This is a genomic window from Methylobacterium sp. Leaf91 (genome assembly GCF_001422815.1).
Taxonomy (GTDB): domain Bacteria; phylum Pseudomonadota; class Alphaproteobacteria; order Rhizobiales; family Beijerinckiaceae; genus Methylobacterium.
In genome coordinates this window covers 341,185-368,106 of the sequence record NZ_LMMP01000012.1, presented here as the reverse complement: position 1 = coordinate 368,106, position 26,922 = coordinate 341,185, and the positions used below count along the sequence as shown (strand labels likewise).

The window sequence follows — 26,922 nt, the reverse complement described above, 5'->3', positions numbered from 1 at the left end:
GAGCCGGCGCTCGTACAGCTTCGGCGGCGAGGCGCTGTCGCGGGAGAGCTTCGGACTGATCGGCCGGGCGCTCGACCCGACCCTGCTGATCAACGGCTATGGCCCGACCGAGACGGTGATCTCGCCGCTGGTCTGGCGGGCCCGGGCCGGCGACGCGGTGGAGGGGGCCTACGCGCCGATCGGCCGGGCGGTGGGGGATCGCCGGGCCTACATCCTCGACGCGGCGTTGCAGCCGGTGCCGGTGGGCGTCACCGGGGAACTGCATCTCGGCGGTGACGCTCTGGCGCGGGGCTATCTCGGCCAGGCCGGGCAGACGGCGGACCGGTTCATCCCCGACCCGTTCCCGGAGCTGTCGGGTCGGGAAGGCGGCCGACTCTACCGCACCGGGGATCTGGCGCGCTGGCGGGCGGACGGGACGGTGGAGTATCTCGGCCGGGCCGATGCGCAGGTGAAGCTGCGCGGGTTCCGGATCGAACTCGGCGAGGTCGAGGCGGCTCTGCTGGCGCAGGAGATCGTGGCCGGCGCGGCGGCGGGCCTGCGCCAGGGCCCGGCGGGTCCGATGCTGGTGGCCTACGTTGTCACTGCGGCCGGGGCGGAGTTCGACCCTACGGCACTTCGGGCGGAGCTCGCCCGACGCTTGCCGGACTACATGGTCCCGAGCCGGATCGTGGCGNGTTGTCACTGCGGCCGGGGCGGAGTTCGACCCTACGGCACTTCGGGCGGAGCTCGCCCGACGCTTGCCGGACTACATGGTCCCGAGCCGGATCGTGGCGCTGGATCGGTTACCGCTGACGCCCAACGGCAAGCTCGACCGCGCGGCCCTGCCGGAGCCCGCTCCGCTGGCGGAGGGGCTAAGCGGCCCCTCGCGCCCGCTCACCCCCACCGAGACCGTGGTGGCCGACATCTGGGCCAAGGCGCTCGGCCTCGCCGCCATCCCCCCCGACCGGAATTTCTTCGAGGCGGGGGCGAATTCGCTCACCGCCCTGCGCGTCCTCACCGCCCTCGGCACGGCCTTCCCGGAGCGTAGCCCCACCATCGCCGACATCTTCAACAACCAGAGCGTCGAGACCCTGGCCGCCGCGCTCACCGCCGGTGCGGTCGGCACCGCGCAGGTGGTGCGCCTGCGGGCGACGGGTGACCGGCCGATGCTCTACTGCTTCCCCGGCCTGATGGTGAACACCCGCGAATACGCGCCCCTGGTCCGCCGTCTCGGGCCGGACCAGCCGGTCACCGGCTTCGTCTGCTACTCCCTCACCGACGCGCGCAAGAGCGTGGTCTCGGTGGAGGACATCGCCGCGCGCTACGCGGAGATCATCGAGAAGGAGAGCGCCGGACGCCCCTGCACCATGCTCGGCTGGTCCTGGGGCGGCGTCCTCGCCTACGAGGCGGCGCGGATGCTGGGCTCGCGCATCGATCTCTCCTTCGTCGGCATGCTCGACGTCTGCGACATCGATGTGAGCTTTGCCGTCGGCGCCCTGCCGGTGCTGACGCCGGAGCATCGCCGCCACCTTCAGGAGAACGTCGCGTCCTGGCTGGAGCGCTCGCCGATGCGGGCCGATTGGGAGGACCTGTTCCGGCGCATGGACCCGGAACTCCACGAGCAGTTCCTCGCCTATGTGGCGGCCGCCCCCGACCCACTGCCCCTCGACGGGCCGGGCGTCGGCAGCAAGGAATACGAACTCTGGACCTTCGTCGACAACACGCTGCTGTACCGCCGCTACCGGGCGGACAAATTCGATTGCCCGATCCGGGTCTGGCTCGCCGGCCGCTCGGTGGAGCGCGGCCTCAACCATGTGGATTGGGGGCGCTATTCCAACCGGGTGGAACAGGTGACCGTGATCCCCTACGTCACCCACCGGGAGATCGTGGATTCCACGATGTTCCACGACAGTTTCGCGGCCTCGCTGTGAGGGGCGAGACCGCTATCGCGTCATTCCGCGGACGCGTCGCCATGCGAGAACACCATCAGCGTCGGGCTCGCCGCCGCGGTGAAGCCGAGGCCGGCATAGAGCCGCTCCACATGGCCGCCGGCCACGCATTGCAGCATCACCGTCTCGGCGCCCTCTCGTCTCGCCGTCTCGATCGCCGCCCGCGTGACCAGGGCGCCGAGACCGCGCCCGCGGCGGCTCGCGAGACTGCCGACATTGTAGAGGCCCGCGAGGCCTCCCGAGCGGTAGAGCGAGGCGCAGGCGACCGGGACGCCGTCCTCGCTCACCGTGAGATGATGCGCCTCCACCCCCTCGACCGGCCGGGCCTCCCGCAGCACCGGCAGGAACACCGCCTCGGCGATCGCGTTCACGCCCTCGTCGTCGTAGAGGCCGCGACAGACCGACAGATACGCCTCGCCGGGCGCGGCCTTCGCCTCCGCCGTGAGGGTCAGCCCGCCCGGCATGACCGGCGTCTGCGCCTGCCTGCAGTCGCCGACCATCCAGCGCGTCGGGAAGGCGGCCTGCAGGTCGGGATGGGTTCCGAGCCTGTCGCGGTTCCGGTCCTCGGTGACGAGAAGGGCCGGCAGGCGTTCGCGTTTCGCGGAAGCCGCCCGGACCCAGGACAGATCGGTGGTCTCCACGCCGACATTGAAGCCCGGTTCCGGAATGGCGGCGGACCAGAGGTAGCGTCCGCCATCGGGCGCGGTTTCGACATCCGAGACGTAACAGCCCGACTGCATCAGGCAATGGGCGTCGAGCATCTCGCGAAAGGCGATTCCCGTCATGCATTCTCCAAGAAGAGTCTCATAAAAATAAGGCTTTATGCAGCAAGAGTATCGATCGGTTCAGGCTGCGAACGCCCAAGAATATGGGGTTTCATTTCGGTTTGTCCATATCTTAGTAGAGAACGGATTTATCTTGCAAATGGAATGATGAAAATCCGTACCGGATATAGATGCGACTGGAAAGATTTACCTCGACATGGCAGGTCGACCGGATCTCTACCCGCCCGGTTCGAACGGCGCTCCGTCAGGCTCGCAGCATCCCCTGCCTTGAAGGCACACCGACACCGGAGATGCGGAGAGCCCGATCGCCCCAAGCTCATCCCTGGGTTGTGGGCATGGCGTGAATCAAATACAGGTCCGAGTATCATGCTTATGATCCGGGTCGAGATCGATACTATACATGGTGGTTTGAGCCGATGAAGGTGTCGGAATATTCAAGCGCTGCCTTGCGTTGCTCAGTCCTTTACGGTCATCGATCAAATCGAGGCTCGGCCTCATCTCGCCCCGCTCTCGTGGAGAACATCTCGTGATAGCCATGGCTTCCGAAGCCCAGGTCCGCCTCGCCGATGCCGGGCGCTACATCGCGGATCTGTGCGAGCATTTCCTCGAACACGACATCCCCGTGCTTCACGAGCCGGGACGCGGCCGGGTCGATTTCGACGTCGGGACCGGAACCCTCGTCGCCGCCGAAGGCCTGCTCGCCCTCAAGGCGGAGGCCGCCGACGAGACCTCCCTCGCCGTCGTCAAGTTCATGCTCGCCTCGCATCTGCAGGAGCTTCCCGGCGCGACGGACGCCTCCATCGTCTGGACCGGCGACGGCTGCGCCGACGAGACCATTCCGAGCCTGCGCGAGGTGACGGTCCGGCGCGTCGTCGATCTCACGCCGCATATGCGCAGGGTCACCTTCATCGGCGCGGACCTGGCCCGCTACGACGCGTTCGACATGCATGTGCATGTCATCATCCCGCCCGCCGGCCATCCGCCGCAATGGCCCGTGCCGGGAATCGACGGCATCCCGGTCTGGCCGCAGGGCGACGGCGCGCCCTCCATGCGGACCTATACGATCCGTCGCATCGACGCGGCTGCGGGCGAGATCGACATCGACTTCGTCATGCATCACGACGCCGGTCCCGGCGCGTCCTTCGCGAAACGCGCCAAGGTCGGGGACGTGGTCGGGCTGCTCGGCCCCGGCGGCCGCAGCGTCGGCGCGGCGGAGTGGTATTGTCTCGCCGCCGACGAGACCGGCCTGCCGGCCATCGGTCGCATCCTCGGGCGGTTGCCGGGCCATGTCGGCGGGGTCGCGGTGATCGAGGTCGATGGGCCGGCCGACGAGCAGGCGCTCGACCGGCCCGAGGGGGTGGAGCTGCGCTGGCTCCACCGCAACAGCGCACCGCCCGGCACGACCACGCTCCTGGCGGATGCGGTCCGGGCGATCCCGTTCCCGCAGGATCGCACGGTCTTCGCCTGGGCCGGCTCGGAATTCGATGCGTTCAAGGCCCTGCGGGCGCATTGGCGCAAGACCTGTGGCCTCACCCGTGACCAGCATCTCGCCGTGGCCTATTGGCGGCGCGGCGCCGACGAAGACGCCAAGGACGAGGATTGAAGCGTGATGTCAAAGAGCGTCATCCGAGGCGGCATGATTCCATGATGCTCGACCTGTCTCCCCTGCGGGCGAGCCGCGGGTTCCAGCTGCTCTATGCGGCGCGGGCCGCCTCGTTCCTCGCCTTCGGGGTGCTCGGCGTCGCCGTGAGCCTGCAGATGTACGCGCTGACCGCTTCGTCGCTGCAGGTGGCGTTCCTCAACGCGGCCGTCGCGGGATCGATGGCGCTGGCGCTCATCGTCGGCGGCTGGCTCGCCGACAGTTACGACCGCCGCGCGGTCATGGTCTGGTCGCGCACGGCGCATCTCCTCACCATCCTGATCCTCATGGCCAACGCCGCCCTCGCGGCCCCGATGGTCTGGCCGATCTACGCGGCGGCCGTAGTCGGCGGCTCGACCTTCGGCTTCGGCATGCCGGCGATCATGGCCGCGACCCCGGCCCTCGTCGGGCGCGAGCACCTGTCGGGGGCCGCCGCGCTCACCGCCGTCGCGGCGCAGGCGGGCGCCATTGCCGGGCCGTTCCTGGCCGGGGCGATCACCGCCGGCGCGGGGCTCGTCGCCTGCTACGGCGTTGTCGCGCTCATCTCCGGCATCACGCCGATCGTGCTCGGGTTCCTACCTCCGCTGCCGCCGCTGGCCGGCCCGTCCGCTGGAGCGCCCCTTCCCGTGCTCGCCGCCGACGAGGCCGGCTTCATGGGGGGCCTGCGCTACATCGCCCGCTCGCCCCTGGTGCTGAGCCTGCTCCTCGTCGATCTCGTCGCCCTGGTCTTCGCCGTGCCCTACGTGCTGCTGCCCGAACTCGCGACGCATGGGCTCGGCGGAGGGCCCGACAGTATCGGCCTGCTCTATGCCGCCCCTTCGGTCGGCGCGCTCTTCGGCGCACTGGCCTCGGGCCGGGCCGGCGCGAGCCCGTTCGCCGGGCGTTGGCTCGTAGCCTGCGTCGCTGTCTGGGCCTGCGCCTGCATCGCGCTGGGCTTCAGTGAGGGCATGGCTCCCGCCCTGTTCTGCCTTGCCGCCCTCGGCGCCGCCGCGAGCCTCGCCGGCATCCTGCGCGCGGCCCTGATCCAGCGCGCGACGCCGGACGCGATGCTCGGCCGGGTGTCGAGCCTGTGGGTGCTGGAGGAGACGATCGGCCCGGCTCTGGGGGGGATGCAGGCGGGCACCACAGCCCATCTCGCCTCGGCGCGGATCGCCATGGCGGCAGGCGGCGGCCTGTGCCTCGCCGCCACCGCCGCCATTGCGGCACTCACGCCCGCCCTGCGGGATGCGAGCCTCGCTCCGGAGGCGAAAAGGAAGGCCGGCGATCTCGCCCTGGCTGCCGTCGATGCGCGCTAGAAGGGCCGTTGTCGGCTTGGCGGCCTGCTTCTTCGTGCTGGCCTGTCTGCCCGCGCGCGCGGAGAAAAAGATGCCCGCGCAGCCGCGCGTCGCGGCCCTGGACTGGAGCGCGGTGGAACTCCTCCTCGGCCTCGGCATCGTGCCGATCGCGGTGACGCAGCCCGAGAACTACAACCGCACCGTGGTGGAGCCGGCGCTCCCCGAGGGCGTGGTCGATCTCGGCCTCGTCGTGGAGCCCAACCTCGAAGTGCTGGCGAGCCTCAAGCCGGACCTCATCCTCGCCAACCCGATCCAGGTGGCGACGCAGGGCAGCTTCCTGTCGCGCATCGCCCCGACGGAAGCGGTCTCCATCGCCAATGCCGGGGGCGATCCCTACGAGCGGGCGAAGGCGGAGACCATGCGCATCGCTCTGCGTCTTGGCCGCGTCGATGAAGCCAAGGCCCTAGAGGCACGCACCGAGGCGATCCTCACCGACGCGGCGGCGAGCGCCTGCCCGGCCGAGAGGCACCCGACCTACCTCGTCTGGATCGTCGATCACCGCAACATCGTGGTCTACGGCCGCACCAGCCTGTTCCAGACCGTGCTCGACCGCCTCCGCATCGAGAATGCCTGGACCGGCGCCAGCAACGCATCCGGCTTCACGGCGGTGGGGATCGAGCAGCTCGCCACCGGTCCGGCCGATGCCCGCATGGTCCATGTCGGGCCGATCCGGTCGGATGCGGCCAAGGCGCTGGCCGGAAGCCGGCTCTGGCAGACGCTGCCGGCGGTGCGCGAGCACCATGTCGACGTCGTGCCGCCGGTCTGGTTCTACGGTGGGCTGCCGGCCATCGCGCGCTTCGCGGAACTGATGACCGATCTCTCCAAGCGGGATTGCCCCCGTGGCTGATGCGAAACTGGCCGGATCGGGCTTGGGGGAATCGGGCTCGGCTGAACCAAACTTGGCTGAACTAGGCTTGGCCGCCCCCGCGCCGCGCCGCTCGCGGATCGGCGGAACATGGCTCCTCATCGGCGCGGTGGCCCTCGTGGCCGGGCTCCTCACCCTGCGCACGCTCACGGCCGACATGCCGCTCGGCCTCGCGCTGAAAGCCTTGTGGAGTCCCGACTGGACCGACATCGCGCAGGTCATCCTGCATGAGAGCGTGCTACCGCGGATCGTCACCGCATGGCTCGCCGGCGCCGCCCTCGCTTTGTCGGGGCTGGTGCTGCAGCAGGTGCTGCGCAATCCCCTCGCTTCGCCCTCGACGCTGGGCATCTCGGCCGGGGCGCAGCTCGCCTTGGCCCTGGCCTCGCTGTTCGCGCCCGGCCTCTTCTCGCAGGGCCGGGAGGCCGTGGCGCTCACCGGCTCCGCCCTGGCGGTGCTGGCGGTCTTCGCGTTGGGGCGTGCCAAGGGCTTCGCGCCCCTGGGGCTGCTGCTGGCCGGGCTCGTGGTCGAGCTCTATTGCGGGGCGATCCAGACCCTCCTCGTGATCCTGCACCAGGAGCGGCTGTTCGGCCTGTTCGTCTGGGGGGCGGGCTCGCTCGCTATGAACGATTGGAGCGCGCCGGCCTATCTCGCGCCCCGCCTCGCCGTCGCCGCCCTTCTGGTGGCGCTGATGGCGAGGCCGCTCGCATTGCTCGACCTCGACGAGGCGAACGCGAAGAGCCTCGGGCTCTCCCTCGGCCGGGTCCGGTTCCTCGCCGTGGCCGTCGCGGTGGCGCTCGGCGGCTTCGTGGTGGCGGGGGTGGGCGTCATCGGTTTCGTTGGGTTCGCCGCGCCGATCCTCGTCCGCCTCACCGGCACGCGCACGCTGCGCGCCCGTCTCATCGCCGCGCCCCTGCTCGGGGCCGCCCTGATCTGGCTCACCGATTCCGTGGTCCTGGCGCTCGCCCCCATCGCACAGGTGCCGACGGGGGCGCTGGCCTCCCTCGTCGGCGTGCCGATGCTGCTCTGGCTGCTGCCGCGCCTGCGTGGCGTCGGCGCGCTGCATCGCCCGGCGGGCGGAGCCTCGGCGCGGCTCGCACGACCCTGGCGCCTGATCCTGGTCGGAGCGGTGTCGCTGGCCCTCCTCGTCTTCGTCGCGCTGACCCTCGGCCGCGACACGGCCGGCTGGCACTGGAGCCTCGGGGCCGGCCTCGAAGAACTGCTTCCCTGGCGCCTGCCCCGTATCGCCGCCTCGCTCGCGGCCGGCGCGATGCTGGCCATCGCCGGCACCCTGCTGCAGCGGCTCACCGGCAATCCCCTGGCGAGCCCCGAAGTGCTCGGGATCAGTTCCGGGGCCGCCCTCGGCCTCGTCGCCGTCACGATCGTCCTCGGCACGCCGGACCGGATGGCGCTGCTCGTCGCCGGCAGCCTCGGGGCCCTCGCGACCCTCCTGGCCATCGCGAGCCTCGGCCGCCGTGCCGACACCGTGCCCGAGCAGATGCTGCTGGCCGGCATCGGCCTCACCACCGGGTTCGGCGCCCTCCTCACCATCCTGATGATCAGCGGCGATCCCTCCGTGGTGATGCTGCTCGGGTGGACGGCGGGGTCCACGGCGCGGGTGGCGCCGGAGGATGCCGTCGCTGCCATCGCCATCCTCGTCCTCGGAGGCGCCTGCCTTCCCGCCCTGACCCGCTGGCTCGAGCTGCTTCCCCTCGGCGCTCCGACGGGCCGCTCGCTGGGGCTCGGCCTGCGCCGCAGCCGTCTCGTCATCCTGGCCTTGGCGGCGATCCTCACCACCGCGGCGACCTTGGTGGCGGGGCCGTTGAGCTTCGTCGGCCTCGTCGGGCCGCAGGTGGCGCGCTTGGCGGGCCTGACCCGGGCCGCGCCGCAACTCGCCGGTGCGGCCATCGCAGGGGCGCTGATCATGGTCGCGGCGGATTTCGTCGGACGGATGGCGTTCTTCCCCTACCAGCTTCCCGCCGGATTGGTGGCGACCCTCGTCGGCGGGCCGTTCCTGATGTGGCTGTTGGCCCGCCGTTGATCGTCTTTCGACAAGTTTTTTGCGGCGCTTGAATTGAATTGTTCCAAAGAAGGGTTGTGTTTCTTAGGCAACGCCGCCGCAACTTTTGTCATTAAATCTCAACTTTGACTTGCTGACAAAGACGCCGTGTGGATTCGTCTTGTCGAGACCCGATCTTGTTTTTGAATCGTTCTACGCGATGCATCGACAGGGAAATCTCGTTCTTTACCAATCAGGTCTGCGCCGTATTTCCGACGATCAAGGTCTTCCCTATGTCTGATGGCATGTTGCTCTCTTCTGGCACGTTCTCTCACAAAGCCGTGAGTGGCATGCGCTGCCTCGCCGGCGTCTCGACCGTGGCGCTGCTCGCCATGGTTCCCGCCCTGTGGAGCGGGGAAGCCTTCGCCCAAGCCGCTCCGGGCGGCACGGCGGCGGTGCAGCTCGATACCTTATCGGTGCAGGGCTCCGGAAATGGTTCGGGAGGCGGCAATGGAGGTGGCGTGACGGCCGCCAATTCCTACGTCGTGCCCAGGAGCATGTCGGGAACGAAGACCAACGCGACCCTGCGGGAGATTCCCCAGTCGGTGTCCGTGGTTACGCAGAAGCAGCTCGAGGATCGCGGCGCAGAGAACCTGGCGGATGCGCTCGCCTACAGCGCCGGCATCCTCGCGTCGCCCCAGGGGCAGGATGGCCGCTTCGACCAGCTGATCATCCGTGGCTTCGACCAGACTCAGCGCGGCATCTACAAGGACGGGATGCGTCTGCCACAGACGAGCTTTTCCGGCTTCCCGATCGAGCCCTACGGCGTGGAGCGCATCGACGTGCTGCGCGGCCCGACCTCGGGCCTTTTCGGGCTCAACGATCCGGGGGGCCTCGTCAACTTCATCACCAAGAAGCCGACGGTCGAGCCGCTGCGGGAAATCTTTAGTTCCTATGGCAGCTTCAACCGCAAGCAGTTCGGCTTCGACCTGAGCGGCCCGCTCAACCCTGAGAAGACGATCCTCTACCGGATCACCGGCCTGCTGCGCGAAGGCGGCACGCAAGTGGATTACACGCCGCTGGACCGAATCTACATCGCGCCCGCGGTGACCTTCGCGCCTTCGGCGGATACCAGCCTGACGGTGCTCGGCAATTATCAGAGAGACCGCACCGGCGACACGTTCCGTGCCATCCCTCGCGAATACACCCGGGGCAGTAATCCCAATAAGTCGGAAATGCGCAGCCGCTTCCTCGGGGAGCCGGGCTTCTCGCGCTTCCTCGCCGAGCATTTCGAGGGCGGCTACCAGTTCTCACACCGGTTCGACGACCATTGGACCGTGCGCCAGAACCTGCGCTACGCCCATGCCTCGACCGACTACAACGCGATCTACTCCACGGGCGTCACCAATCCGGCGATGCCCAACACCGTCACCCGCGAGGCTCAGACCTGGCTTGAGGATTACGGCGTCTTCACCGTCGATACCCAGCTCCAGCACGATGCGCAGTTCGGCAACATCAAGAACACCGCGCTGCTCGGGGTCGATTACAGCAAGATCAACAACAAGAGCGACCAGTACGGCGGTACGAGCTTCGGCCTGCTCGGGATCGGCCCGTTCGTCGGCCCGCTCAACATCCTCAATCCGGTCTACGGCCAACCCGTCGCGCAACTTCCGCGCTCCCTCCTGTCACGGTTGCAGCAGGAGCAAGTCGGCGTCTACGCTCAGGATCAGGTCAAGTTCTACGATCGCTGGCTGCTCAGCATGAACGCCCGCTACGATTGGGTGACGACGAAGACCGATGCTCAGAACCCGGTCATCGATACCGTGCGCCAAATGCTCAACGCCGTCCCGTTCCCGAACGGCATTCCCACGAGCTTCGGCGCGAACCAGGACGCGCAATCCTATAGCGGCCGGGTCGGGCTCTCGTATCTTTTCGACAACGGCCTGACGCCTTATGTCTCGGCCGCGCGCTCGTTCAATGTGTTGCCGGTCTTCCTCCAGAACAGCACGATCGCGGTCGTGCCCGGCATCGGTGCGGTGCCGCTCACCTACAACATAACCCCGGCCAAGCCCGAGATCGGCGAGACCATCGAGGCCGGCGTGAAGTTCCAGCCGCCGGGCCAAGCCACATCGGTTCTTTTCTCCGTGTTCAATACGAAGAAGACCAACGCCTTGTTCTTTAACCCCAGCGATCCGTTGCAGCAGGCCTTCTATCAGAACGGCGAAGTCGAGGTGAAAGGCTTCGAGAGCGAGGCCACCGTGGACCTCCTCGACGGCCTGAAGCTCATCTCGTCATTCACGGTCCTGCAGGCCGAAGTGACGAAGGACAATGCGCCGGACGGCAATCCCAGCGCGGTTGGGAAGCGGCCGATCCAGGTGCCGAACTTCACTGCCGCGACCTGGCTGGATTACACGATCCAGACCGGCATGTTCCGCGGACTCGGGATCGGCGGCGGTGTCCGCTACATCGGGGAATCGTTCGGCGATCCCCAGAACAACATCCGCGTGCCGGACTACGTCCTCTTCGACGCATCGCTCCGTTACACATACGAGAACTGGCGCTTCCAGGTGGCGGCCAACAACATCACGGACCGCGTCTATGTCGGCACCTGCTCGCAACAGGTCAATTTCGTCGGCTGCAATTACGGCGAAGGCCGCCGCGTGACGGGCTCCGTCACCTACCGCTGGTAGGCGATACGCATCCAATGAGATCGGCCCCGGATCGAAAGATCCGGGGCTTTTCTTTTGGGCTGTTGCCGTGACGTCGTTGACGCGGTCTCTCGCCCTCGACTAGCCTGACGATGACGGTTCCCCTTCGGGGGATCAAAAGGGAACGCGGTGAGGGTCTTGAGCCCGATGCCGCGGCTGCCCCGATGAGAGGGCGTCGACCCGCGAGCCAGGAGACCTGCCGTCAGTCGTGGTCACACGCGAAACGCATCGGGCGGGGTGTCCTGGTGGGGTGTCGGGGCCCGCGCTCGCGTGGGGATCGGCTTCGTTCGCGGTGACGTGCCACTGCGCTGAGCCGCGCCTGCCGTTCGCCCGCGATGCCCGATCGTCCCTGTTCCTTCCATTGCAGACTCGCTCCACATCTTGCCCTCGGCGAGACCGTTTGGTCCTCCGCGCAGGCATTTTGCCCGGTTCGACGTATTGTAACGTTATAACATACGATCTAGCAGAGGGGGCGCGGCATTCGGCCAGCGGTCACTCCGGTTTGCCAAAACGAACATGCCCACACAGGTCACCCACCGCGCCCCCGGGCGAATCTCCCCGGCCCGCGCCACCGCTTTCCTCGCGTCACTCCTCGGCTCGACCCTGCTCGCGGGCGAGGTCCGCGCCCAGGATTCCATCGGCCAGAATGCCGTCACCCTCGACCAGCTCACCGTGGAGGGGAGCGGGGTCGGCCTGACTCGCGCCAACCCGGTCGGGCTCAACCTCTCGACCCCCTCTCGCAGCGCCAGTCGCCTCGGCCTGACGCCGCTGGAGACCCCCGCCAGTATCGATGTCATCAGCGGCGAGACCGCCCGAATCCGGGGCCAGAACACGGTGGTCGAGGCGGTGACGCAGAACGCCACCGGCATCACCACCATCGCGTCGCCGGGCAACGGCAACGGCGCCTTCTCCAGCCGGGGCTTCGCCGGCCCGAACTCGATCCAGCAGCTCTATGACGGCACGCGGCTGTTCGTGGGCGCCGGCACGGTGACCTTCCCGTTCGACACCTGGAACGTGGAGCGGATCGAGGTGCTGCGCGGCCCGGCCTCCGTCCTCTATGGCGACGGCGCCATCGGCGGCGTGGTCAACGTGGTCTCGAAGAAACCGAGCTTCACGCCGATCCATGCCGCCCGCGCCGCCACCGGGTCGGACGGGCTCGCGCGCCTCGCCGTCGATCTCGGCGGTCCCATCGGCGATGCGGTGGCCTACCGCCTCAATGTCAGCGGCAACCGCGACGGCGGCTGGACCAGCCCGAACGGGGATTTCCGCAACCTCGCGGTCTCGGGCGCGCTGCTGTTCCAGCTCAACCCCGATCTCGCCGTCACGCTCAGCCACGATCTCGGCTACCAGGAGCCCGCGCGCTACTGGGGCACGCCGCTGGTCAATGGCCGGATCGTCCAGTCCCTGCGCAACAACAACTACAATGTCGACGGCGCGAAGATCGTCTGGGCCGATAACTGGACTCAGCTCAAGACCGAGTGGACGCCGAGCGCCGACATCACCATCCGGAACACCGCCTACCGGCTGCAGAGCCGTCGCCACTGGCTCGATGTGGAGCAGTACCGGTTCAATAGCGGTACGGGACGGATCGACAGGTCCGACTACCTTGAAATCTACCACAACCAAGAGCAGGTCGGGAACCGCTTCGACGCGGCGTTCAAGGGCAACCTGTTCGGCTTCCGCAACGAGTTCGCCATCGGGTTCGACGTCAACCACGTGGATTTCCGCCACACCAACAACTTCTCCAGCGCAGGCGGCGGCCTCGTCACCAGCGTCGATCCGTTCACCTACGATCCGGGCCTGTTCCCGGCCAATGGCCGCGCCAGCCCGGCCTATGCCACCAGCACCAACCAGGCCTCTGTCTTCGCCGAGAACCGGCTGATCCTCAGCGACCAACTCTCCTTCCTCACCGGAATGCGTTTCGATGCGCCGACCCTGCACCGCCGCAACCTGCAGACCGGCGACACCTTCGCGCGCTCGTTCGAGGCCCTGAGCTACCGGTTCGGCCTCGTCTACAACCCGACGCCGGATTCGGCCCTCTACGTGCAATACGCCACCGCCACCGATCCGGTGGGGAGCCTCATCAGCCTGTCGCAAACGAACGCCAATTTCGACCTCTCCACCGGCGAACAGATCGAGGTCGGGGCCAAGGGCCTCGCGCTGAACGGCGCCCTCGAATGGACGGTGGCTGGCTACCGCATCGTCAAGGACAACCTGATCTCGGCGGTGCCGGGCCAGCCCAATGTCTCGACCCAGGTCGGCCGGCAATCCTCGCACGGGGTGGAGGGGGCGCTCGCCCTGCGCCTGCCCGATGGCTGGCGCATCGACGCCAACCTCGCCTTGCTCCACGCGCAATACGACGAGTTCCGGGAGGGGGCGGTGTCCTATGCGGGCAACCAGCCCATCGACGTGCCCGAGCGCGTCGCCAATGTCTGGCTCAATTGGGCCTTCGCCCGTGACTGGGAGGCCCGCATCGGGCTGCAGAATGTCGGCCGGGTCTTCAGCGACTTCTCCAACACCGCGCCGCGGCCCGACTACACCCTGGCCCATCTCGGCCTCGACCATCAGGTCACCCCGGCCTCGCGCCTGAGCCTTCGCGTCTACAATCTGTTCGATACAACCTACGCGATCAGCGGCAACGCCGTGGACGGGATCGGCACCAACTGGATCCTCGGGCGCCCGCGCTCGTTCGAGGTCGCCTACAGCGTCGCGTGGTGAGCCTGTTCAAGCAGGGCAAGCGGTGGCTGGTCCTCGGCCATCGCTGGCTGGGCATCGGAACCGGGCTGCTCTTCGCCCTCTGGATCGGCTCCGGGCTGGTGATGCTCTATGTGCCGTTTCCGAGCTTGACGGAGACGGAGCGCCTCGCGCGTCTTCGCCCGATGGCGTGGGAGGCGGTCGCGGTCTCGCCGGACGAGGCGCTGGCCCAGTTGGGCGAGACCCGGATGCCCCGCAGCCTCGACCTGGAAATGCGCGGCGACGAGCCGGTCTACCGGATGTCGTCCTGCGATGGCCGCCGCATCACCCTCTCGGCGCGGACCGGCGCGCCGGCCGGGCCGGTCGATGCCGAGGCGGCCCGGCGCCTCACCGGGGCCGGTCCCGGCGCGTCCGTGGAGGAGGTCGCGCGTGACCAATGGACGGTGACGGCGCGCTACGATCCCCTGCGGTCCTTCCACAAGGTCGCGTTGAACGACGCGGCCGGCACCGAACTCTACGTCTCGCAACGGACGGGGGAGATCGTCCTCGACACGACGCGGTTCGAGCGCGGCTGGAACTGGGTCGGCGCCGTCACCCACTGGGTCTATCTCACGCCGCTGCGCGCTCGCGCCGATCTCTGGCGCGATGTTGTGCTCTGGATCTCCGGCATCGCCGCCTTCACGGCGCTCACCGGCCTCGTCCTGGGGATCTGGCGCCTGCGCCTGAGGCGGCGCTACGCGCGAGGGCGCGTCACGCCCTATCGCGGGATGGCGCGCTGGCACCATTTCGCCGGGCTTATCGGCGGGATCGGCCTCACCACCTTCATCCTCAGCGGCTGGCTCTCGATGAACCCGAACCGCTGGTTCACCTCCCTCGCGCCGACCGCCGACCTGCGCGAGGCCTATGCCGGGGCGGACAACCCTGTCGGCCTCACGACCGGGAGCCTACGCGCGTTGGCCGCCGATGCGCCCCTCGGCCTGCATCTCGCGCGGATCGGCGGACACTGGGTCGCGATGGGGATCGACCGCACCGGCAAACGGGCGATCGGAGACGCGCCCTCGACCGCCCGGATCGCGGCGGCGGCCGGTCTCGCGATGGCGGGCGCGAGGCTGGAGGGCGTCGAGCGCCTCGACACCCACGACCTCTACTGGTCGCCCCTCACGAGCGGGACGCTCCCCATCCTGCGCCTGCGCTTTGCCGATCCCGCCGCGACTTGGCTGCATGTCGACCCGCGGAGCGGCGAGATCCTCAACCGGCTCGACCGCTCCGGCCGCGTCAACCGCTGGCTGTTCACAGCGCTCCACCGCCTCGACCTGCCGGTCCTCGTCGGCCACCCGCCGGCGAGGGACGCGGCACAATGGCTGCTGAACCTGCTCGCCGGAGCCTTGGTGATCACAGGGCTCGTCATCGGCTGGCGGCGGATCGGCCCGAAGGCCAGCGCGCATTCCCCTCTCCCCGCGCGCGGGGAGAGGGCCGCGTCTCCCCCTCGTTGGGGAGCGCGGCGAGGCGGTAGCCGAGGGTGAGGGGGCTTGGCCGAACGGGTTACATCCGGAGATACCCCCTCACCCTCGCCCTGACGGGCTCACGTCGCCTCCCGACGAGGGGAGGACGACGTCCTCTCCCCGCCCGCGGGGAGAGGGGGAACCCCGCCTCTTTTGAATAGGGACGTGCCCTCAGACTGTTGGACTCGAAGGCCGGCGCGCATTCCCCTCTCCCCGCCTGCGGGGAGAGGGCCGCGTCTCCCCCTCGTTGGGGAGCGCGGCGAGGCGGCAGCCGACGGTGAGGGGGCGCGTCCGAAGGAGCCGCATCCGAAAACACCCCCTCACCCTCGCCCTGCCGGGCTCACGCCGCCTCCCGGCAAGGGGAGGACGACGTCCTCTCCCCGCCTGGCGGGGAGAGGGGGACCAGCCATTTCCGAATAGGGACGTGCCCTCAGACTGTTGGGCTCGAAGGCCGGCGCGCATTCCCCTCTCCCCGCGCGCGGGGAGAGGGCCGCGTCTCCCCCTCGTTGGGGAGCGCGGCGAGGCGGCAGCCGAGGGTGAGGGGGCGCGGCCGGTGGAGCCATACCCGGAGATACCCCCTCACCCTCGCCCTGCCGGGCTCACGTCGCCTCCCGACGAGGGGAGGACGACGTTCTCTCCCCGCCCGGCGGGGAGAGGGGGGGCGCGTTCCCTATTGCTGCTGGGCCTGCTGCGATTGGCGCATGAAGCTGTCGGGCGTGCCGGTGCCGTCCGAGACGAAGCGGATGTCGCGTGGTTCGCGGCGGGGCGTGTCGACGGAGAGGAACACCATCGGCTCCTCCAGGATCTCCGGCACCGAATGCACCACGCCGCGCTGGAACATCACCAGCTTGCCCGGCCCGACCTCGACGGCCGGCTCGTCGGCGAACTTCATCATGCAGCGGCCGGAGAGCACGTAGAGATACTCGTCGCAGGAGGCGTGGCTGTGCGGCGGCGTCGGCGAATAGACCCGGAACACCCGCGCGCTCGCCGCCGGAACGTCGACGAAGCGATGGTCGGCCACCATGGTGGAACAGGCCTCCGGCAGGGTCGCCACAGCGGCGGCGACGTCGAACACCGCATGGGCGGCCGTGCTGGAATGTGTCGGGTCCTTGTCCATCGCGCGTCCTGGGGCTGTCCATCTGATTGCCGGCACAGGATACCCGCTTTTCGCGCCCGCCCCAACGACGATGCCGCGATGCGCCCCCGGGAAGACGGGCCCGCCCCCTCAGGCAGCCCGCACGGTCGCGAGGAAGCGGGCGACGTCGCTGCCGAGGCGGTCCGCCTGGCAGGACAGTTCGGCGGCGGCCGAAAGCACCTGGCTCGCCGCCGCGCCGGTCTCCTCGGAGGCCTGGGCGACGCCGCCGATATTCGCGGTCACTTCGCTCGTTCCGCTCGAGGCTTCCGCGACGTTGCGGACGATTTCCTGGGTCGCCGCGCCCTGCTGCTCCACCGCCGCGGCTATGCTGGTCGCCACGACGTCGATTTCGCGGATGCGGGCGGTGATGTCGCCGATGGCGCTGACCGCCTCGCCGGTCGCCCCCTGGATCAGGCCGATCTGCCGGCCGATCTCGTCGGTGGCCCGCGCGGTCTGGTTGGCGAGTTCCTTGACCTCCGCGGCGACCACCGCGAAGCCGCGACCGGCCTCGCCGGCCCGCGCCGCCTCGATCGTGGCGTTGAGCGCCAGAAGATTGGTCTGGCCGGCGATCTGCGAGATCAGGACGACCACGTCGCCGATGCGGGAGACCGAGCCGTCGAGCGCCTGGACGAGGTCGGCCGTCCGGTTCGCTTCGCTGACCGCCCGGCGGGCTAGCTCGGCCGAGCCGTCGACCTGCCGGCTGATCTCGCTCACCGAGGCGCCGAGTTCCTCGGCCGCCGCCGCCACGGTGCCGACATTGGCCGCCGCCTCCTCGGCCGCCGCGGCGACGCTGGTGGATTGGGCCGCCGTCTGCGTCGCCGTGGCGCTCATGCTGCGGGCGGTGGCCTGAAGCTCGGTCGCCGAGGACGAGACCGTGACGACGATGCCGCCCACCGCCGCTTCGAGTTCGTCGGCGAGGCTGAGTACGGCCTGCCGCTGCCGAGCCGCCACCGAGGCCGCCAGGCGCTCCTGCTCGGCGCGATGCAGCCGGCGCTCGACGACGCTGTCGCGGAAGGCTTCCGCCGCCTTCGACAGGGCCCTGACCTCGCGCGGGCCGCCCTGGGGCACGGCGACATCCTCCTCCCCCCGGCCGATCGCATCGAGCACCGAGGCCATCCGGGTCAGCGGCCGGGCGATGGCTCCGCCCAGCCCGAAGGCGAGGCTTACGGAGAGCAGAAAGGTGGCGAGGCCGGCGACCAGCCAGGCCAGCAGCGCGCTCTCCGCCCCCGTCCGGTTCGCGGCGGCGGCGGCGACCAGATCGGCGCTCAGGCGGTCCTCGACCCCCTTCAGGCCGTCGATCCGCTTCGACGCGAGCTGGAACCAGAGCGGCGCGTCGCGGAAGGACACCTTTCGCCCAAAGCCGTGTCCAGCGCGAGGTTGCGCAGGCGCGCCGTCTCACGGGCGGCCTCGGAGGCTTCCACCGCGTCGAGCAGAGCCGCCTGGTCAGCCTCCGCTCCGGCGCGGAACCGCGCCTCGGCGGAGCTCTGTCCGCCGCCCAGGCCGGCGAGCCGGACGAGGGCCGGCTGGTCGAGGCGACCCGCCGAGAAGGCGGCGGCCCCCGCCGCGCGCTCCTGGCCCGCCTGCTCCTTCAGGGTGAGGAAGGCCGAATAGGCCGAGGCCCGCCCCGCGATGGCGGCATTGCCGACGAGACCCGCCATCTCGCGGACGATGGCGAGGCCTTCCGAGACCAGTCCGGTATAGAAGGCGGCGGCTTGCGGCCCGGCCAGTTCCAGCGCGTCGATGCGACGGCGCTGGTCCGCCAGCCGAGCCAGATCCTGTTCGAGCGCCTGCCGGCGGCGTCCGAAGGCCGGGTCGTCCAAGGCCGCTCTCACGTCGCGGATGCCGGCATCGGTCCGGCCGCGCTGGGCCGCGAGTTCGGGCGCGAACTGGCTCCCCTTCGAGCCGATGAACAGGCTCGACGCGCCGCGCTCGCGCTGGACCTCGTGCAGGAAGGCGCTGATCCGCGTGGCGAGGCCGGCCAGCGCCTCGACGCGGATCATCTCGTTGCGCTGCGTCGCCCGATCAGAGACCGCGATCGCCGTCACGGCTCCGAAGGCGAGACACGGTGCCAGGGCGACCGCAACGATGCGGGCGCGGAGCGTATTGAACCACTTGGAAGACATGCCGGCACCCTGATCGGCCAAGATGCTTCGATCTTTTCGGCGAAAACGCATAATGAATGCTTAAAAATGTTATGAATGCGATGAATGAGTTCTGTCGATGATTTCGAGAGCAGCGCGTGTATGACTTGAGTTGCATGAATTGTCCGCTGTCCATTCTGCTAGTTGCTTGCTTGAACGGAATGTTTGGCGGACGGCATCCGCGTCGGCTGTCGACCGTCTCGGGACAAGGCCGGCACACCGCCGTCAGGCCTTGCCTCCTCTCGGCTTCAGCGCCTCGGCCATCCGTTTCACGGCCAGGGGGACGGCACGCTCCGGCACGCAGGCATAGCCGAGAAGCAGCCCCTGCTCGGCGCGCACCGGATCGGCGAAATGCGGCGAGAGCGCCGTCGTGGCGATGCCGGCACGCGCGCAGGCTTCCACCGCCGCGAGATCGTCGAAGGCCGCCCCGGCCGGGGGCCGGGCCACCAGATGCATGCCGCCGTCGCGGGGCGGCACCTCCAGCAGCCCGCCGAGGAGATCGCGGGCTGCCGCGACGAGGGCGGCCTGTCGCTGCCCGTAGAGACGCCGCGTCCGGCGCAGATGCGCGCCGAAATGGCCCTCGTCGATGAAGTGGGCCAGCGCGCCCTGTCCGAGGATCGAGGCGAAGCCTCCGCTGCCCGTGAGGGCGCGGCGGACGGGCTCCACCAGGGTTTCCGGCAGGACGAGGTAGCTCATCTGCAGGGCCGGCATGAGCACCTTCGAGACGCTGCCGACGTAAAGAACGCGTCCGGCCCGGTCGAGGGCGTGGAGCGGTGCCAGCGGCCGCCCGGCATAGCGGTACTCGCCGTCGTAATCGTCCTCGACGATCCAGCCACCCTGCGCCTCCGCCCAGGCGAGGAGGGCGAGGCGGTTCTCCAGGCTCATCGTGGCACCAAGGGGATGGCCCTGGGCCGGTGTGACCACCGCCAGCCGCGCTCCGGGATCGATGGACCGCGCCCGCGCGATCGAGAATCCCGCCGCGTCGCAGGGCACCGGGACCGTGCGCAGGCCCGCCGACCGCAGGGCATGGGCGAGGCCGGGAAAGCCTGGCTCCTCCAGATACGCCGCCTCGCCGGGCTCGAGCAGAAGCTCGGCCAGGAGGCGGAGGCTCTGGCGGATGCTGCTCGTGACGATCACCGCCTCCTCGTGACAGGCGACCCCGCGCCCGGCCGACAGATAGGCGGCCAGGGCCCGGCGCAGACGCGGCTCGCCCAGGGGATGGAGCAGGCTGGGAGGGCCGGCCCGCCATTCGGCCTGGAGCAGGCGCGCCCAGGTTTCACGTGGAAACGCATCGAGGGCGGGACGGCCGAGGGCGAAGGCGTCGGGGATCGGAGGGGCGTCGCCCCGTGCCGAGGCCATGGCGGCCCCGCGGCGCGAGAGCACCGCCGTCGCGGGCGAGGGGCGGGCGGGGGAGCCCGGATTGCGTGGGACGAGGAGGTCGTCGGGCAGGGTCTCGGCGACGCGGGTGCCGGAGCCCGCACGCGTGGTGAGGTAGCCCTCGGCCACGAGCTGCTCGATGGCGAGGAGGATCGTGCCGCGTGCGCAGCCGAGATCCTCCGCGAGACTGCGGGAGGAGGGCAGGCGCTCTCCCGGCGGCAGACGGCCCGACAGGATCGCGTTGCGTACGGCTTCCCGCACGCGCCCGTGCAGGCTCGTCTCCGCTCGATGGGGTCCGCCGGCCGGCGGCGGGTCGAGGGCGAGTTGGAGAGGAAGGGGAGGGCGGCGCCGGGTCGTCGTCGAACTGGTCCAGTTAGGATGCGGAAATTGGATCTTCCGCATGATCCGCTTCGCGTCAACAGAGGCGGCGAACACCACGCCCCGCCGAGGATCATCATGTACGAGCCGCCCCATTTCCGGTGCGACGATCTCGAAGCCCAGGCCGCCCTCATCCGCGCCTGTCCGCTCGGCCTGCTGGTGAGCGCGGGCGCCGGCGGGCTGATGGCCAACCCGGTTCCGTTCCTGCTCGACCGCGAGGCGGGGGAGGCGGGCACGCTCCGGGCCCATCTCGCCCGCGCCAACCCGCACTGGCGCGACCTCGACGGGCTCGCCGAATGCCTCGTCGTGTTCCAGGGCCCCGACCGCTACGTCACGCCCTCCTGGTACGCGACGAAGCGCGAGACCGGTAAGGTCGTGCCGACCTGGAACTACGCCACTGTGCAGGCACGGGGCCGCCCGCGCGTCATCGAGGACGAGGCCTGGCTGCGCCGGCAGATCGACGACCTGACGCGGATGCGGGAGGCGGGGCGGGACGCGCCCTGGTCGGTGGCGGACGCGCCGCCGGCCTTCACGGCGGCGCAGATCAGGGGGATCGTCGGCATCGAGATTCCGATTGCGCGGCTCACCGGCAAATGGAAGGTCAGCCAGAACCGTCCGGAGGCGGACCGCGCCGGCGTCGCGGCGGGCTTGCGCCGCGATGCGGGCGGCGACGACGCGATGGCGGATCTCGTCGACAGAATGGGACAGCGGGCATGAGCGAGCGCGTGAACCGTTACGGCCAGCCGATCGGCCCCGCCCTGCCGGAATGGAGCCCGCCGCCGCCCCCGCCGCGCGAGGCGTTGCAGGGCCGGTTCTGCCGGATCGAGCCCCTCGACGCCGAGCGTCATGCGGGCGACCTCTTCACCGCCCTGGCCCACGACCCGGCGCGCTGGACCTACCTGCCCGGAGAGCCCCCGGCGGACGAGGCGGAGTATCGCGCGCGACTGGTCGAGATCGCCCGGAGCCGTGACCCGATGCATCATGCCATCCTGGACGCCGCCACCGGCCGCGCCCTCGGTCTGGCGGCCTATCTCAGGATCGAGCCGGCCCATGGCTGTATCGAGGTCGGCCATCTCCAGTTCGGCCCTGGCCTCGCCCGGAGCCCGGCCGCCACCGAGGCGATGGCCCTGATGATGGCCCGCGCCTTCGACCTCGGATATCGCCGCTACGAGTGGAAATGCGACAGCCTCAACGCGCCCTCCCGCGCGGCGGCCCTGCGCTACGGCTTCACCTTCGAGGGCATCTTCCGCAACGCCATCGTCACCAAGGGCCGCTCCCGCGACACGGCCTGGTTCGCGGTGACCGATGCGGACTGGCCCCGCCTGCGGGAGGCCTTCGCCGCCTGGCTCGCGCCGGAGAATTTCGACGACGCGGGCCGCCAGCGCCGGAGCCTCGCGGCCCTGCGGGGGTGAAGCCCCCGAAGGCCCCTGATCGCGATCGAGACGTCGGCAACCGTGTGGATGACGTGTCCAACAATGCGTCGTCGTCCGCTCCTCCATCCGCCTCGCCGCTCGCTGTATCGGCGAAGATGATCAGATCGGTTCCGGCTTCACCGAGGATGAGGTTCACGCCGGACGTGTCCGACATCGTGTCGGCCCCCGAGCCTCCCGCAACCTGATCGTCGCCGGCGCCGCCATGGATCGTATCGCGCTATCCACCGGGAGCACATGCGAGGAACGAAACCCAATAAGGGCCGCCGGACAGTCGATGTGCCGTCCGTGTCCTCGAGACAATCCGGATCATTTCATCTTCGCTGGACGTAACCCGCCGCATTCCAAGGCCAATCCAGTCATCGAGAGGCTATTCATTGTCCAGCCTGCGTGATTAACATCGGTGAAAACCAACATAATATACGAAATGGAATGTCATTCTGGCTGCATCATATGTTGTTGCGCCACAAATCAATTTTGGATGGGATATCTATTAGTTAGGCACATCGTTCCACGGGCTTGAAATCCTTCCTGCGCTTTAGGGAGACGTTCCATGAAAGCACTGGTTTGGCACGGGACTCAGGATATCCGCTGCGATACGGTTCCGGATCCCAAGATCGAAGATGATCGAGATGCGATCATCAAGGTAACCGCTTGCGCGATCTGCGGTTCGGACCTGCACCTCTACGACCATTTCATGCCCGGCATGGAGAAGGGCGACGTCATGGGCCACGAGTTCATGGGCGAGGTCGTCGAGACAGGCAAAGGCGTCAACGGTGCGCTCAGAAAAGGTGAGCGCATCGTCGTGCCCTTCACGATCATCTGCGGCGAGTGCGACCAGTGCAAGCGTGGGTATTTCTCCGTCTGCGAGCGCACGAATCGCAACAAGGACATCGCCGACAAGGTTTTCGGGCACACCACCGCGGGCTTGTTCGGGTACACCCATCTCACCGGTGGTTACCAGGGCGGCCAAGCCGAATACGTCCGCGTGCCGTTCGCCGATAAGACGCACATCAAGGTGCCCGAGAATCTCAGCGACGAGCAGGTGCTATTCCTCGGTGATATCTTCCCCACCGGCTGGCAAGCGGCGGTGCAGGCCGATATCCAGCCGACCGATACGGTTGCAATCTGGGGTGCCGGCCCCGTCGGTCAGATGGCGCTGCGCTCCGCCCTTCTGCTCGGGGCCAGACAGGTAGTCTGTATCGACAGCGTACCCGAGCGCCTCGAGATGGCGCGCGCCGGCGGTGCGATCACCATCGACAATAGCCAGGACAGCGCGGTCGAACGATTGAACGAGCTGACGAGCGGCAAGGGCCCGGAGAAGTGCATCGATGCCGTCGGCATGGAAGCGCATTCCCCCCGCGCCCTCGAACACGCCTACGACCGGCTGAAGCAGGCGGTGATGCTGGAGAGCGACCGCGCCGCAGTGCTGCGCGAGATGATCTACGTCTGTCGGCCCGCCGGAATCCTCTCGATTCCGGGCGTCTATGGCGGGCTCGTCGACAAGATGCCGATGGGAGCCCTGATGAACAAGGGTCTGACCATCCGCACCGGCCAGACCCACGTGAACCGGTGGACGGACGACCTCGTCAAGCGCATCGACGACGGGCAGATCGATCCCTCCTTCGTCATCACGCACCGGGCCAAGCTCGAACAAGGGCCGGAGATGTACAAGACCTTCCGTGACAAGAAGGACAACTGCATCAAGGTGGTGCTCAGACCCTGATTGTGTCCCCGGCCCGTCTTGTTGACCGGGCTGGCTTGGCCCCACTGCGGCAGGGAGGACGTCCGCATGTCTCACCGCGACCAGAACCGCGCTTCCGGGCGCTCGACTCTGCCGAGTTATCTCGTCTCGGAGCCGCGTCGAAGACCCGATCCCGGGACCAGGGAACTCACCCGTGGGTTGGGTTGGTTCTCTGTCGGCCTTGGGCTGACCGAAGTGGTGTGTGCCGACGCCCTGGCTCGCTGGCTTGGGATGCCGCGCGTCGCTCCGGTCATCCGAGCCTACGGTGTGCGTGAACTCGTGCAGGGTGCCGGGATCCTGGGCTCGCATGATCCGACCCCTTGGGTGTCGGCCCGCGTCGCAGGAGACGCCCTCGATATCGCTACGGTTCTGCCTGGGCTCGATCCGCAGAATTCGCGCAAGGACAACGTGTTGATCGCCCTTGTGGCACTCGTCGGCGTCACAGCCGTCGATGTGATCTGTGCGCGGAGCCTTTCGGAAGCACCCCTTGCCCCGTCCGACAAGGTCCGGCGAGATTACCGCCGCCGGAGCGGCTTCCCACGGCGTCCCGAGGCGATGCGGGGCGCGGCCCGTGATTTCAAGCCGCCACCCGACATCATCGGCCCCGAGGCGATGCGTCCCTGGACGCTCACGAACGCCTGAACCCGTCCTACGGTCTACGGAATGCTGCCGCTCCGGGCCGAACGCAGCCCCGAGGGGCGGAGAACACGCACACGGTCACGCCCACCCACAGGTTCCTCCGTCATCCTGCTGACGGGCAAACAGCTCCCCCCAACCTCCACCCTGAAACGAGTTGATCTCGGCTGCAATGTAAGGAAGAAGAGAGCCTATCTTTTCCGAGTGCAGGCTCCGGGTGTTCTCATGAAATACTTATTAGTATCCAATGAGAGCTTTGGCCTTACCATCATCCGGCGGGTTTGATCGTGGGCGAACATCACAAGCACGCGTCGGTCGGGGTCGCGCAGGCAATCTTCGATGGGATGCCGTCCGCCGACCGGGCGAAGGTCGAGGCGGAGGCCGCGACCAAGGGCGTGAGCGCCCTAGAGATCGTGCGCCAATCCATCGACATTCTGATCGCCGATGCCAAACCGGCGACCGCTGGCGGCGGCGGAGCGGGCTCTGCGCGGTGAGGGCCGTCGCGTCATGGTTCGCTCGAGGCCGATGACCGGCCGCCCCGGTCTCGTCGCGGGGGCGCTCCTGCTGCTGGCGGCCCTGTCCGGCCCCGCGCGGGCGCAGCGGGTCGAGGACGGGTCCGACGCCGTCATCGGCAAGGCCGTGGCGGCGACGATTCTCGGCATGGTGGGAGAGCGTTTCGGCGCGCTCGACCCGAAGGTGACGGCGTTGCGCAAGGCGGAGGGCGGCTGGATCTGCGGCTCGGTCAACGTGAAGAACCGGGACGGGCTCTATATCGGCGAGCGCGGCTTCGTGGCCGATCCGTCGAGCGCGTTCTTCGGCCGCGTCCCGGAGGGGCCGGAACTCCTCAACCCGCGCGCCGAGGGCTTCCAGGCTCTCGAGCGGACCAGGCAGCTGTACTTTACCCATTGCCTGGATTGACCCTCGCCGCGAGGGACCACGGGGCGTCCCGAATCCGCCGGGACCGGCGACACCAAAGCCGGGCCTCGCCGTTATCCCCCCATGATGATGGACACGCCCCGCCTCGGTTTCTGCTGCAATTTCGTGCTCGACGACGATCCCGCCAGTTTCAAGACGCTGAAGGCCGCCCGCGAGGCGACGCTTCACATGAACCTGTCTCACACCACCATGAGTCATCTCGACAAGCTCGCGCCGTCGGCGCGGCGGGCCAAGCTCGAGAGCCTCGCCCGGCACAACCTCGCGGCGCTGGAACGGCAGATCGCCTGGGTGGCGGCGCGGCCGCCCCTGGAGCGCCTGCTGCGCATGGCGAGCAACGTCCTGCCCGGCTACACCCACGAGGTGGCGCGGGCGATCTATGCCGAGCCCGAGATGGTCGCCCTCGTGGAGGCCGGTCTCGCGCGGGTCGGCGAGCGCGCGCGCGAGGGCGGCGTGCGCCTCAGCTTCCATCCCGGGCCGTTCTGCGTCATCGCCTCGCGCAACCCCAATGCCGAGCGCAACGGCATCTCCGAACTCGAATACCATGCCGAGCTGATGGCGATGATGGGGTATGGCGCCGGCTGGCACCCGCATGGCGCCCATATCAACATCCATGTGGGCGCCCGCGACCCCGGCATCGACGGGTTTCGCGCCAGCCTGCCCAAGCTCTCGCAGACCGCGCGCGACCTGCTGACGGTGGAGAACGACGAGAACGCTTTCGGCCTCGACACGGTGCTGGACCTGGGCGACCGCGTTCCGGTGGTGCTCGACCTGCACCACCACTGGGTCCAGAGCGGCGGCGTCTATATCGAGCCCGATGACGAGCGGATCGCCCGCATCCGCGACTCCTGGCGCGGCGTGCGCCCGATCGCCCATATCAGCCTCTCGCGCGAGGCTTTGCTGGAGGGGCACGACCCGGACACGCTGCCCGATTACGCCGCCCTGGTGGGAGCCGGGCACAATTGGCGCGACATCGCGGCCCATTCGCACCTGATGGGCAACCGGGCGCTCAACGCCCTCGTGGCCCGGCACCTCGCCTGGGCCGATTTCGAGATCGAGGCGAAGGGCAAGAACCTGGCGTCCACCGGCATCGCCGCCGAGATCTTGCAGGTGGAGGGCTTCGCGGGCGCGAGCGCTGCGGCTTGAGGTGAGGCCTCGCCGCGCGGGGATTTGGCTCGTCCCATACCAGACCTCGATGAGCTTGACTCATCGAGGTCTGCCCGCGCGACGGCGCGGCGGCGGTCGTCTGCCGGATCTCACTGATCCTGACCTATAGGTCAGGATCAGTGAGGCTTGGTCTCAGCGGCGCGTCGGCTTCTGCATCTTGACGACGGTGCTCTTGGGGCGGCCGATCGGCTTCAGGGGAGCCTTGGCCTCCAGGGCGGCGCGGGCGAGGTCCTGGGGGCGCGGCGCGCCGTTCGCGATCCGCATCAGGGCTTCGGCCATCTCCTCGATGGTCTGGGCCGCCTCGCCCTCCAGCGTCTCCTCCGCCCGGATGCCGGGAAGTTCGGGCGCGATCTCCTCGGCGGCTTCGCGCAATTGTTCGATCAGCTCGGCCGGCGAGTAACGGGAGGGAGGTGCATATGCCATTCCGCGACCATGGCAGCAGCCGGCGGCCTCGACAACCGGCCCGCCGGACCGAGGGTCGATCTCGCGGGAAGGGCGGGTTTGCCGTGGACGGTCCCGGGCCGGGATCG

Annotated in this window: 20 protein-coding genes, 2 pseudogenes and 1 riboswitch; of the genes and pseudogenes, 16 read left to right on the top strand and 6 right to left on the bottom strand. The window is 68.9% G+C overall.

The genetic code is table 11. The features are described from left to right. Positions 1–34: 34 nt before the first annotated feature. Positions 35–673 (top strand): annotated as a pseudogene (locus ASF32_RS26965) (AMP-binding protein); the annotation flags it as partial. 1 nt (position 674) lies between these two features. Next, positions 675–1,910, top strand: a 1,236-nt coding sequence (locus tag ASF32_RS26485) for an alpha/beta fold hydrolase (RefSeq protein ID WP_244483636.1), incomplete at its 5' end; no start/stop codon positions are given. 20 nt (positions 1,911–1,930) lie between these two features. Here the strand turns inward: ASF32_RS26485 and ASF32_RS12520 are convergent. Beyond that, positions 1,931–2,713: a GNAT family N-acetyltransferase gene (locus tag ASF32_RS12520; protein ID WP_056428581.1), complete on the bottom strand. Its 783-nt coding sequence runs from the start codon at positions 2,711–2,713 to the stop codon at positions 1,931–1,933. A 535-nt stretch (positions 2,714–3,248) separates the two neighbouring features. Between ASF32_RS12520 and ASF32_RS12515 the strand changes: the two genes are divergently transcribed. From ASF32_RS12515 to ASF32_RS12485, 7 genes are all read left to right on the top strand, one after another. After that, entirely contained in the window at positions 3,249–4,316 is a 1,068-nt protein-coding gene (locus ASF32_RS12515; RefSeq protein WP_056428579.1) for a siderophore-interacting protein, read from the top strand. Positions 4,317–4,357: 41 nt separating this feature from the next. After that, complete coding sequence (locus tag ASF32_RS12510) at positions 4,358–5,647, top strand: MFS transporter (RefSeq protein WP_056428576.1); 1,290 nt, start codon at positions 4,358–4,360, stop codon at positions 5,645–5,647. A gap of 70 nt (positions 5,648–5,717) precedes the next feature. Further along, complete coding sequence (locus ASF32_RS12505; protein ID WP_244483635.1) at positions 5,718–6,533, top strand: ABC transporter substrate-binding protein; 816 nt, start codon at positions 5,718–5,720, stop codon at positions 6,531–6,533. Positions 6,534–6,600: 67 nt separating this feature from the next. Further along, a complete protein-coding gene (fhuB, locus tag ASF32_RS12500; protein WP_244483634.1) occupies positions 6,601–8,589 on the top strand; it encodes a Fe(3+)-hydroxamate ABC transporter permease FhuB in 1,989 nt (662 codons plus the stop codon). Between the two features lie 308 nt (positions 8,590–8,897). Next, complete coding sequence (locus ASF32_RS12495) at positions 8,898–11,237, top strand: TonB-dependent siderophore receptor (RefSeq protein ID WP_244483633.1); 2,340 nt, start codon at positions 8,898–8,900, stop codon at positions 11,235–11,237. Between the two features lie 97 nt (positions 11,238–11,334). Continuing rightward, positions 11,335–11,474: riboswitch (cobalamin riboswitch) on the top strand. A gap of 297 nt (positions 11,475–11,771) precedes the next feature. Next, positions 11,772–13,973, top strand: coding sequence for a TonB-dependent siderophore receptor (locus ASF32_RS12490; RefSeq protein ID WP_156467785.1), 2,202 nt, complete (start codon positions 11,772–11,774; stop codon positions 13,971–13,973). Beyond that, positions 13,967–15,472, top strand: coding sequence for a PepSY domain-containing protein (locus ASF32_RS12485; RefSeq protein ID WP_056428559.1), 1,506 nt, complete (start codon positions 13,967–13,969; stop codon positions 15,470–15,472). Before ASF32_RS12490 ends, ASF32_RS12485 begins: the two co-directional genes overlap by 7 nt. A gap of 649 nt (positions 15,473–16,121) precedes the next feature. On the opposite strand, the gene ASF32_RS12480 is transcribed toward ASF32_RS12485, so the two are convergent. From ASF32_RS12480 to ASF32_RS12470, 4 genes and pseudogenes are all read right to left on the bottom strand, one after another. Continuing rightward, positions 16,122–16,568: a cupin domain-containing protein gene (locus ASF32_RS12480; protein ID WP_056428555.1), complete on the bottom strand. Its 447-nt coding sequence runs from the start codon at positions 16,566–16,568 to the stop codon at positions 16,122–16,124. A 108-nt stretch (positions 16,569–16,676) separates the two neighbouring features. Then, positions 16,677–17,729: pseudogene (locus ASF32_RS24535) on the bottom strand (HAMP domain-containing methyl-accepting chemotaxis protein); the annotation flags it as partial. 143 nt (positions 17,730–17,872) lie between these two features. Then, positions 17,873–18,709, bottom strand: a complete 837-nt coding sequence (locus ASF32_RS24530) for a nitrate- and nitrite sensing domain-containing protein (RefSeq protein WP_162239904.1) — start codon at positions 18,707–18,709, stop codon at positions 17,873–17,875. A 243-nt stretch (positions 18,710–18,952) separates the two neighbouring features. Beyond that, entirely contained in the window at positions 18,953–20,506 is a 1,554-nt protein-coding gene (locus ASF32_RS12470; protein ID WP_156467784.1) for a PLP-dependent aminotransferase family protein, read from the bottom strand. Between the two features lie 54 nt (positions 20,507–20,560). On the opposite strand from ASF32_RS12470, the gene ASF32_RS12465 reads away from it, so the two are divergent. From ASF32_RS12465 to ASF32_RS12435, 7 genes are all read left to right on the top strand, one after another. Continuing rightward, the gene (locus tag ASF32_RS12465; protein WP_056428549.1) at positions 20,561–21,199 is read left to right on the top strand and encodes an FMN-binding negative transcriptional regulator; all 639 of its coding nucleotides are present in this window, start codon (positions 20,561–20,563) and stop codon (positions 21,197–21,199) included. Beyond that, positions 21,196–21,894, top strand: a complete 699-nt coding sequence (locus ASF32_RS12460) for a GNAT family protein (RefSeq protein WP_056428546.1) — start codon at positions 21,196–21,198, stop codon at positions 21,892–21,894. The genes ASF32_RS12465 and ASF32_RS12460 overlap by 4 nt, the downstream gene beginning before the upstream one ends. A 571-nt stretch (positions 21,895–22,465) precedes the next feature. Continuing rightward, the gene (locus ASF32_RS12455; protein WP_056428543.1) at positions 22,466–23,638 is read left to right on the top strand and encodes a zinc-dependent alcohol dehydrogenase; all 1,173 of its coding nucleotides are present in this window, start codon (positions 22,466–22,468) and stop codon (positions 23,636–23,638) included. Between the two features lie 66 nt (positions 23,639–23,704). Then, on the top strand, positions 23,705–24,298 hold the full coding sequence (locus tag ASF32_RS12450; protein WP_056428540.1) for a hypothetical protein: 594 nt from the start codon (positions 23,705–23,707) through the stop codon (positions 24,296–24,298). Between the two features lie 281 nt (positions 24,299–24,579). Then, complete coding sequence (locus ASF32_RS12445) at positions 24,580–24,786, top strand: hypothetical protein (protein ID WP_156467783.1); 207 nt, start codon at positions 24,580–24,582, stop codon at positions 24,784–24,786. Between the two features lie 31 nt (positions 24,787–24,817). Further along, positions 24,818–25,210 (top strand): hypothetical protein, encoded by a 393-nt coding sequence (locus tag ASF32_RS12440; protein WP_056428534.1) that lies wholly within the window; start codon positions 24,818–24,820, stop codon positions 25,208–25,210. An 81-nt stretch (positions 25,211–25,291) separates the two neighbouring features. Then, the gene (locus ASF32_RS12435; protein ID WP_200919108.1) at positions 25,292–26,371 is read left to right on the top strand and encodes a UV damage endonuclease UvsE; all 1,080 of its coding nucleotides are present in this window, start codon (positions 25,292–25,294) and stop codon (positions 26,369–26,371) included. Positions 26,372–26,524: 153 nt separating this feature from the next. On the opposite strand, the gene ASF32_RS12430 is transcribed toward ASF32_RS12435, so the two are convergent. Further along, the gene (locus ASF32_RS12430; protein ID WP_056428532.1) at positions 26,525–26,815 is read right to left on the bottom strand and encodes a hypothetical protein; all 291 of its coding nucleotides are present in this window, start codon (positions 26,813–26,815) and stop codon (positions 26,525–26,527) included. Between the last annotated feature and the right edge of the window lie 107 nt (positions 26,816–26,922).

What these genes read in the sequence shown, in the direction of transcription:
- ASF32_RS12465 (WP_056428549.1), top strand. Translation starts at nt 20,561, where the DNA reads ATGTACGAGCCGCCCCATTTCCGGTGCGACGATCTCGAAGCCCAGGCC.
- ASF32_RS12430 (WP_056428532.1), bottom strand. Translation starts at nt 26,815, where the DNA reads ATGGCATATGCACCTCCCTCCCGTTACTCGCCGGCCGAGCTGATCGAA.
- ASF32_RS12440 (WP_056428534.1), top strand. Translation starts at nt 24,818, where the DNA reads ATGACCGGCCGCCCCGGTCTCGTCGCGGGGGCGCTCCTGCTGCTGGCG.
- ASF32_RS12505 (WP_244483635.1), top strand. Translation starts at nt 5,718, where the DNA reads ATGCCCGCGCAGCCGCGCGTCGCGGCCCTGGACTGGAGCGCGGTGGAA.
- ASF32_RS12490 (WP_156467785.1), top strand. Translation starts at nt 11,772, where the DNA reads ATGCCCACACAGGTCACCCACCGCGCCCCCGGGCGAATCTCCCCGGCC.
- ASF32_RS12510 (WP_056428576.1), top strand. Translation starts at nt 4,358, where the DNA reads ATGATGCTCGACCTGTCTCCCCTGCGGGCGAGCCGCGGGTTCCAGCTG.
- ASF32_RS12455 (WP_056428543.1), top strand. Translation starts at nt 22,466, where the DNA reads ATGAAAGCACTGGTTTGGCACGGGACTCAGGATATCCGCTGCGATACG.
- ASF32_RS24530 (WP_162239904.1), bottom strand. Translation starts at nt 18,709, where the DNA reads ATGTCTTCCAAGTGGTTCAATACGCTCCGCGCCCGCATCGTTGCGGTC.
- ASF32_RS12495 (WP_244483633.1), top strand. Translation starts at nt 8,898, where the DNA reads ATGCGCTGCCTCGCCGGCGTCTCGACCGTGGCGCTGCTCGCCATGGTT.
- ASF32_RS12460 (WP_056428546.1), top strand. Translation starts at nt 21,196, where the DNA reads ATGAGCGAGCGCGTGAACCGTTACGGCCAGCCGATCGGCCCCGCCCTG.
- ASF32_RS12435 (WP_200919108.1), top strand. Translation starts at nt 25,292, where the DNA reads ATGATGATGGACACGCCCCGCCTCGGTTTCTGCTGCAATTTCGTGCTC.
- ASF32_RS12520 (WP_056428581.1), bottom strand. Translation starts at nt 2,713, where the DNA reads ATGACGGGAATCGCCTTTCGCGAGATGCTCGACGCCCATTGCCTGATG.
- ASF32_RS12450 (WP_056428540.1), top strand. Translation starts at nt 23,705, where the DNA reads ATGTCTCACCGCGACCAGAACCGCGCTTCCGGGCGCTCGACTCTGCCG.
- ASF32_RS12470 (WP_156467784.1), bottom strand. Translation starts at nt 20,506, where the DNA reads ATGCGGAAGATCCAATTTCCGCATCCTAACTGGACCAGTTCGACGACG.
- ASF32_RS12480 (WP_056428555.1), bottom strand. Translation starts at nt 16,568, where the DNA reads ATGGACAAGGACCCGACACATTCCAGCACGGCCGCCCATGCGGTGTTC.
- ASF32_RS12515 (WP_056428579.1), top strand. Translation starts at nt 3,249, where the DNA reads ATGGCTTCCGAAGCCCAGGTCCGCCTCGCCGATGCCGGGCGCTACATC.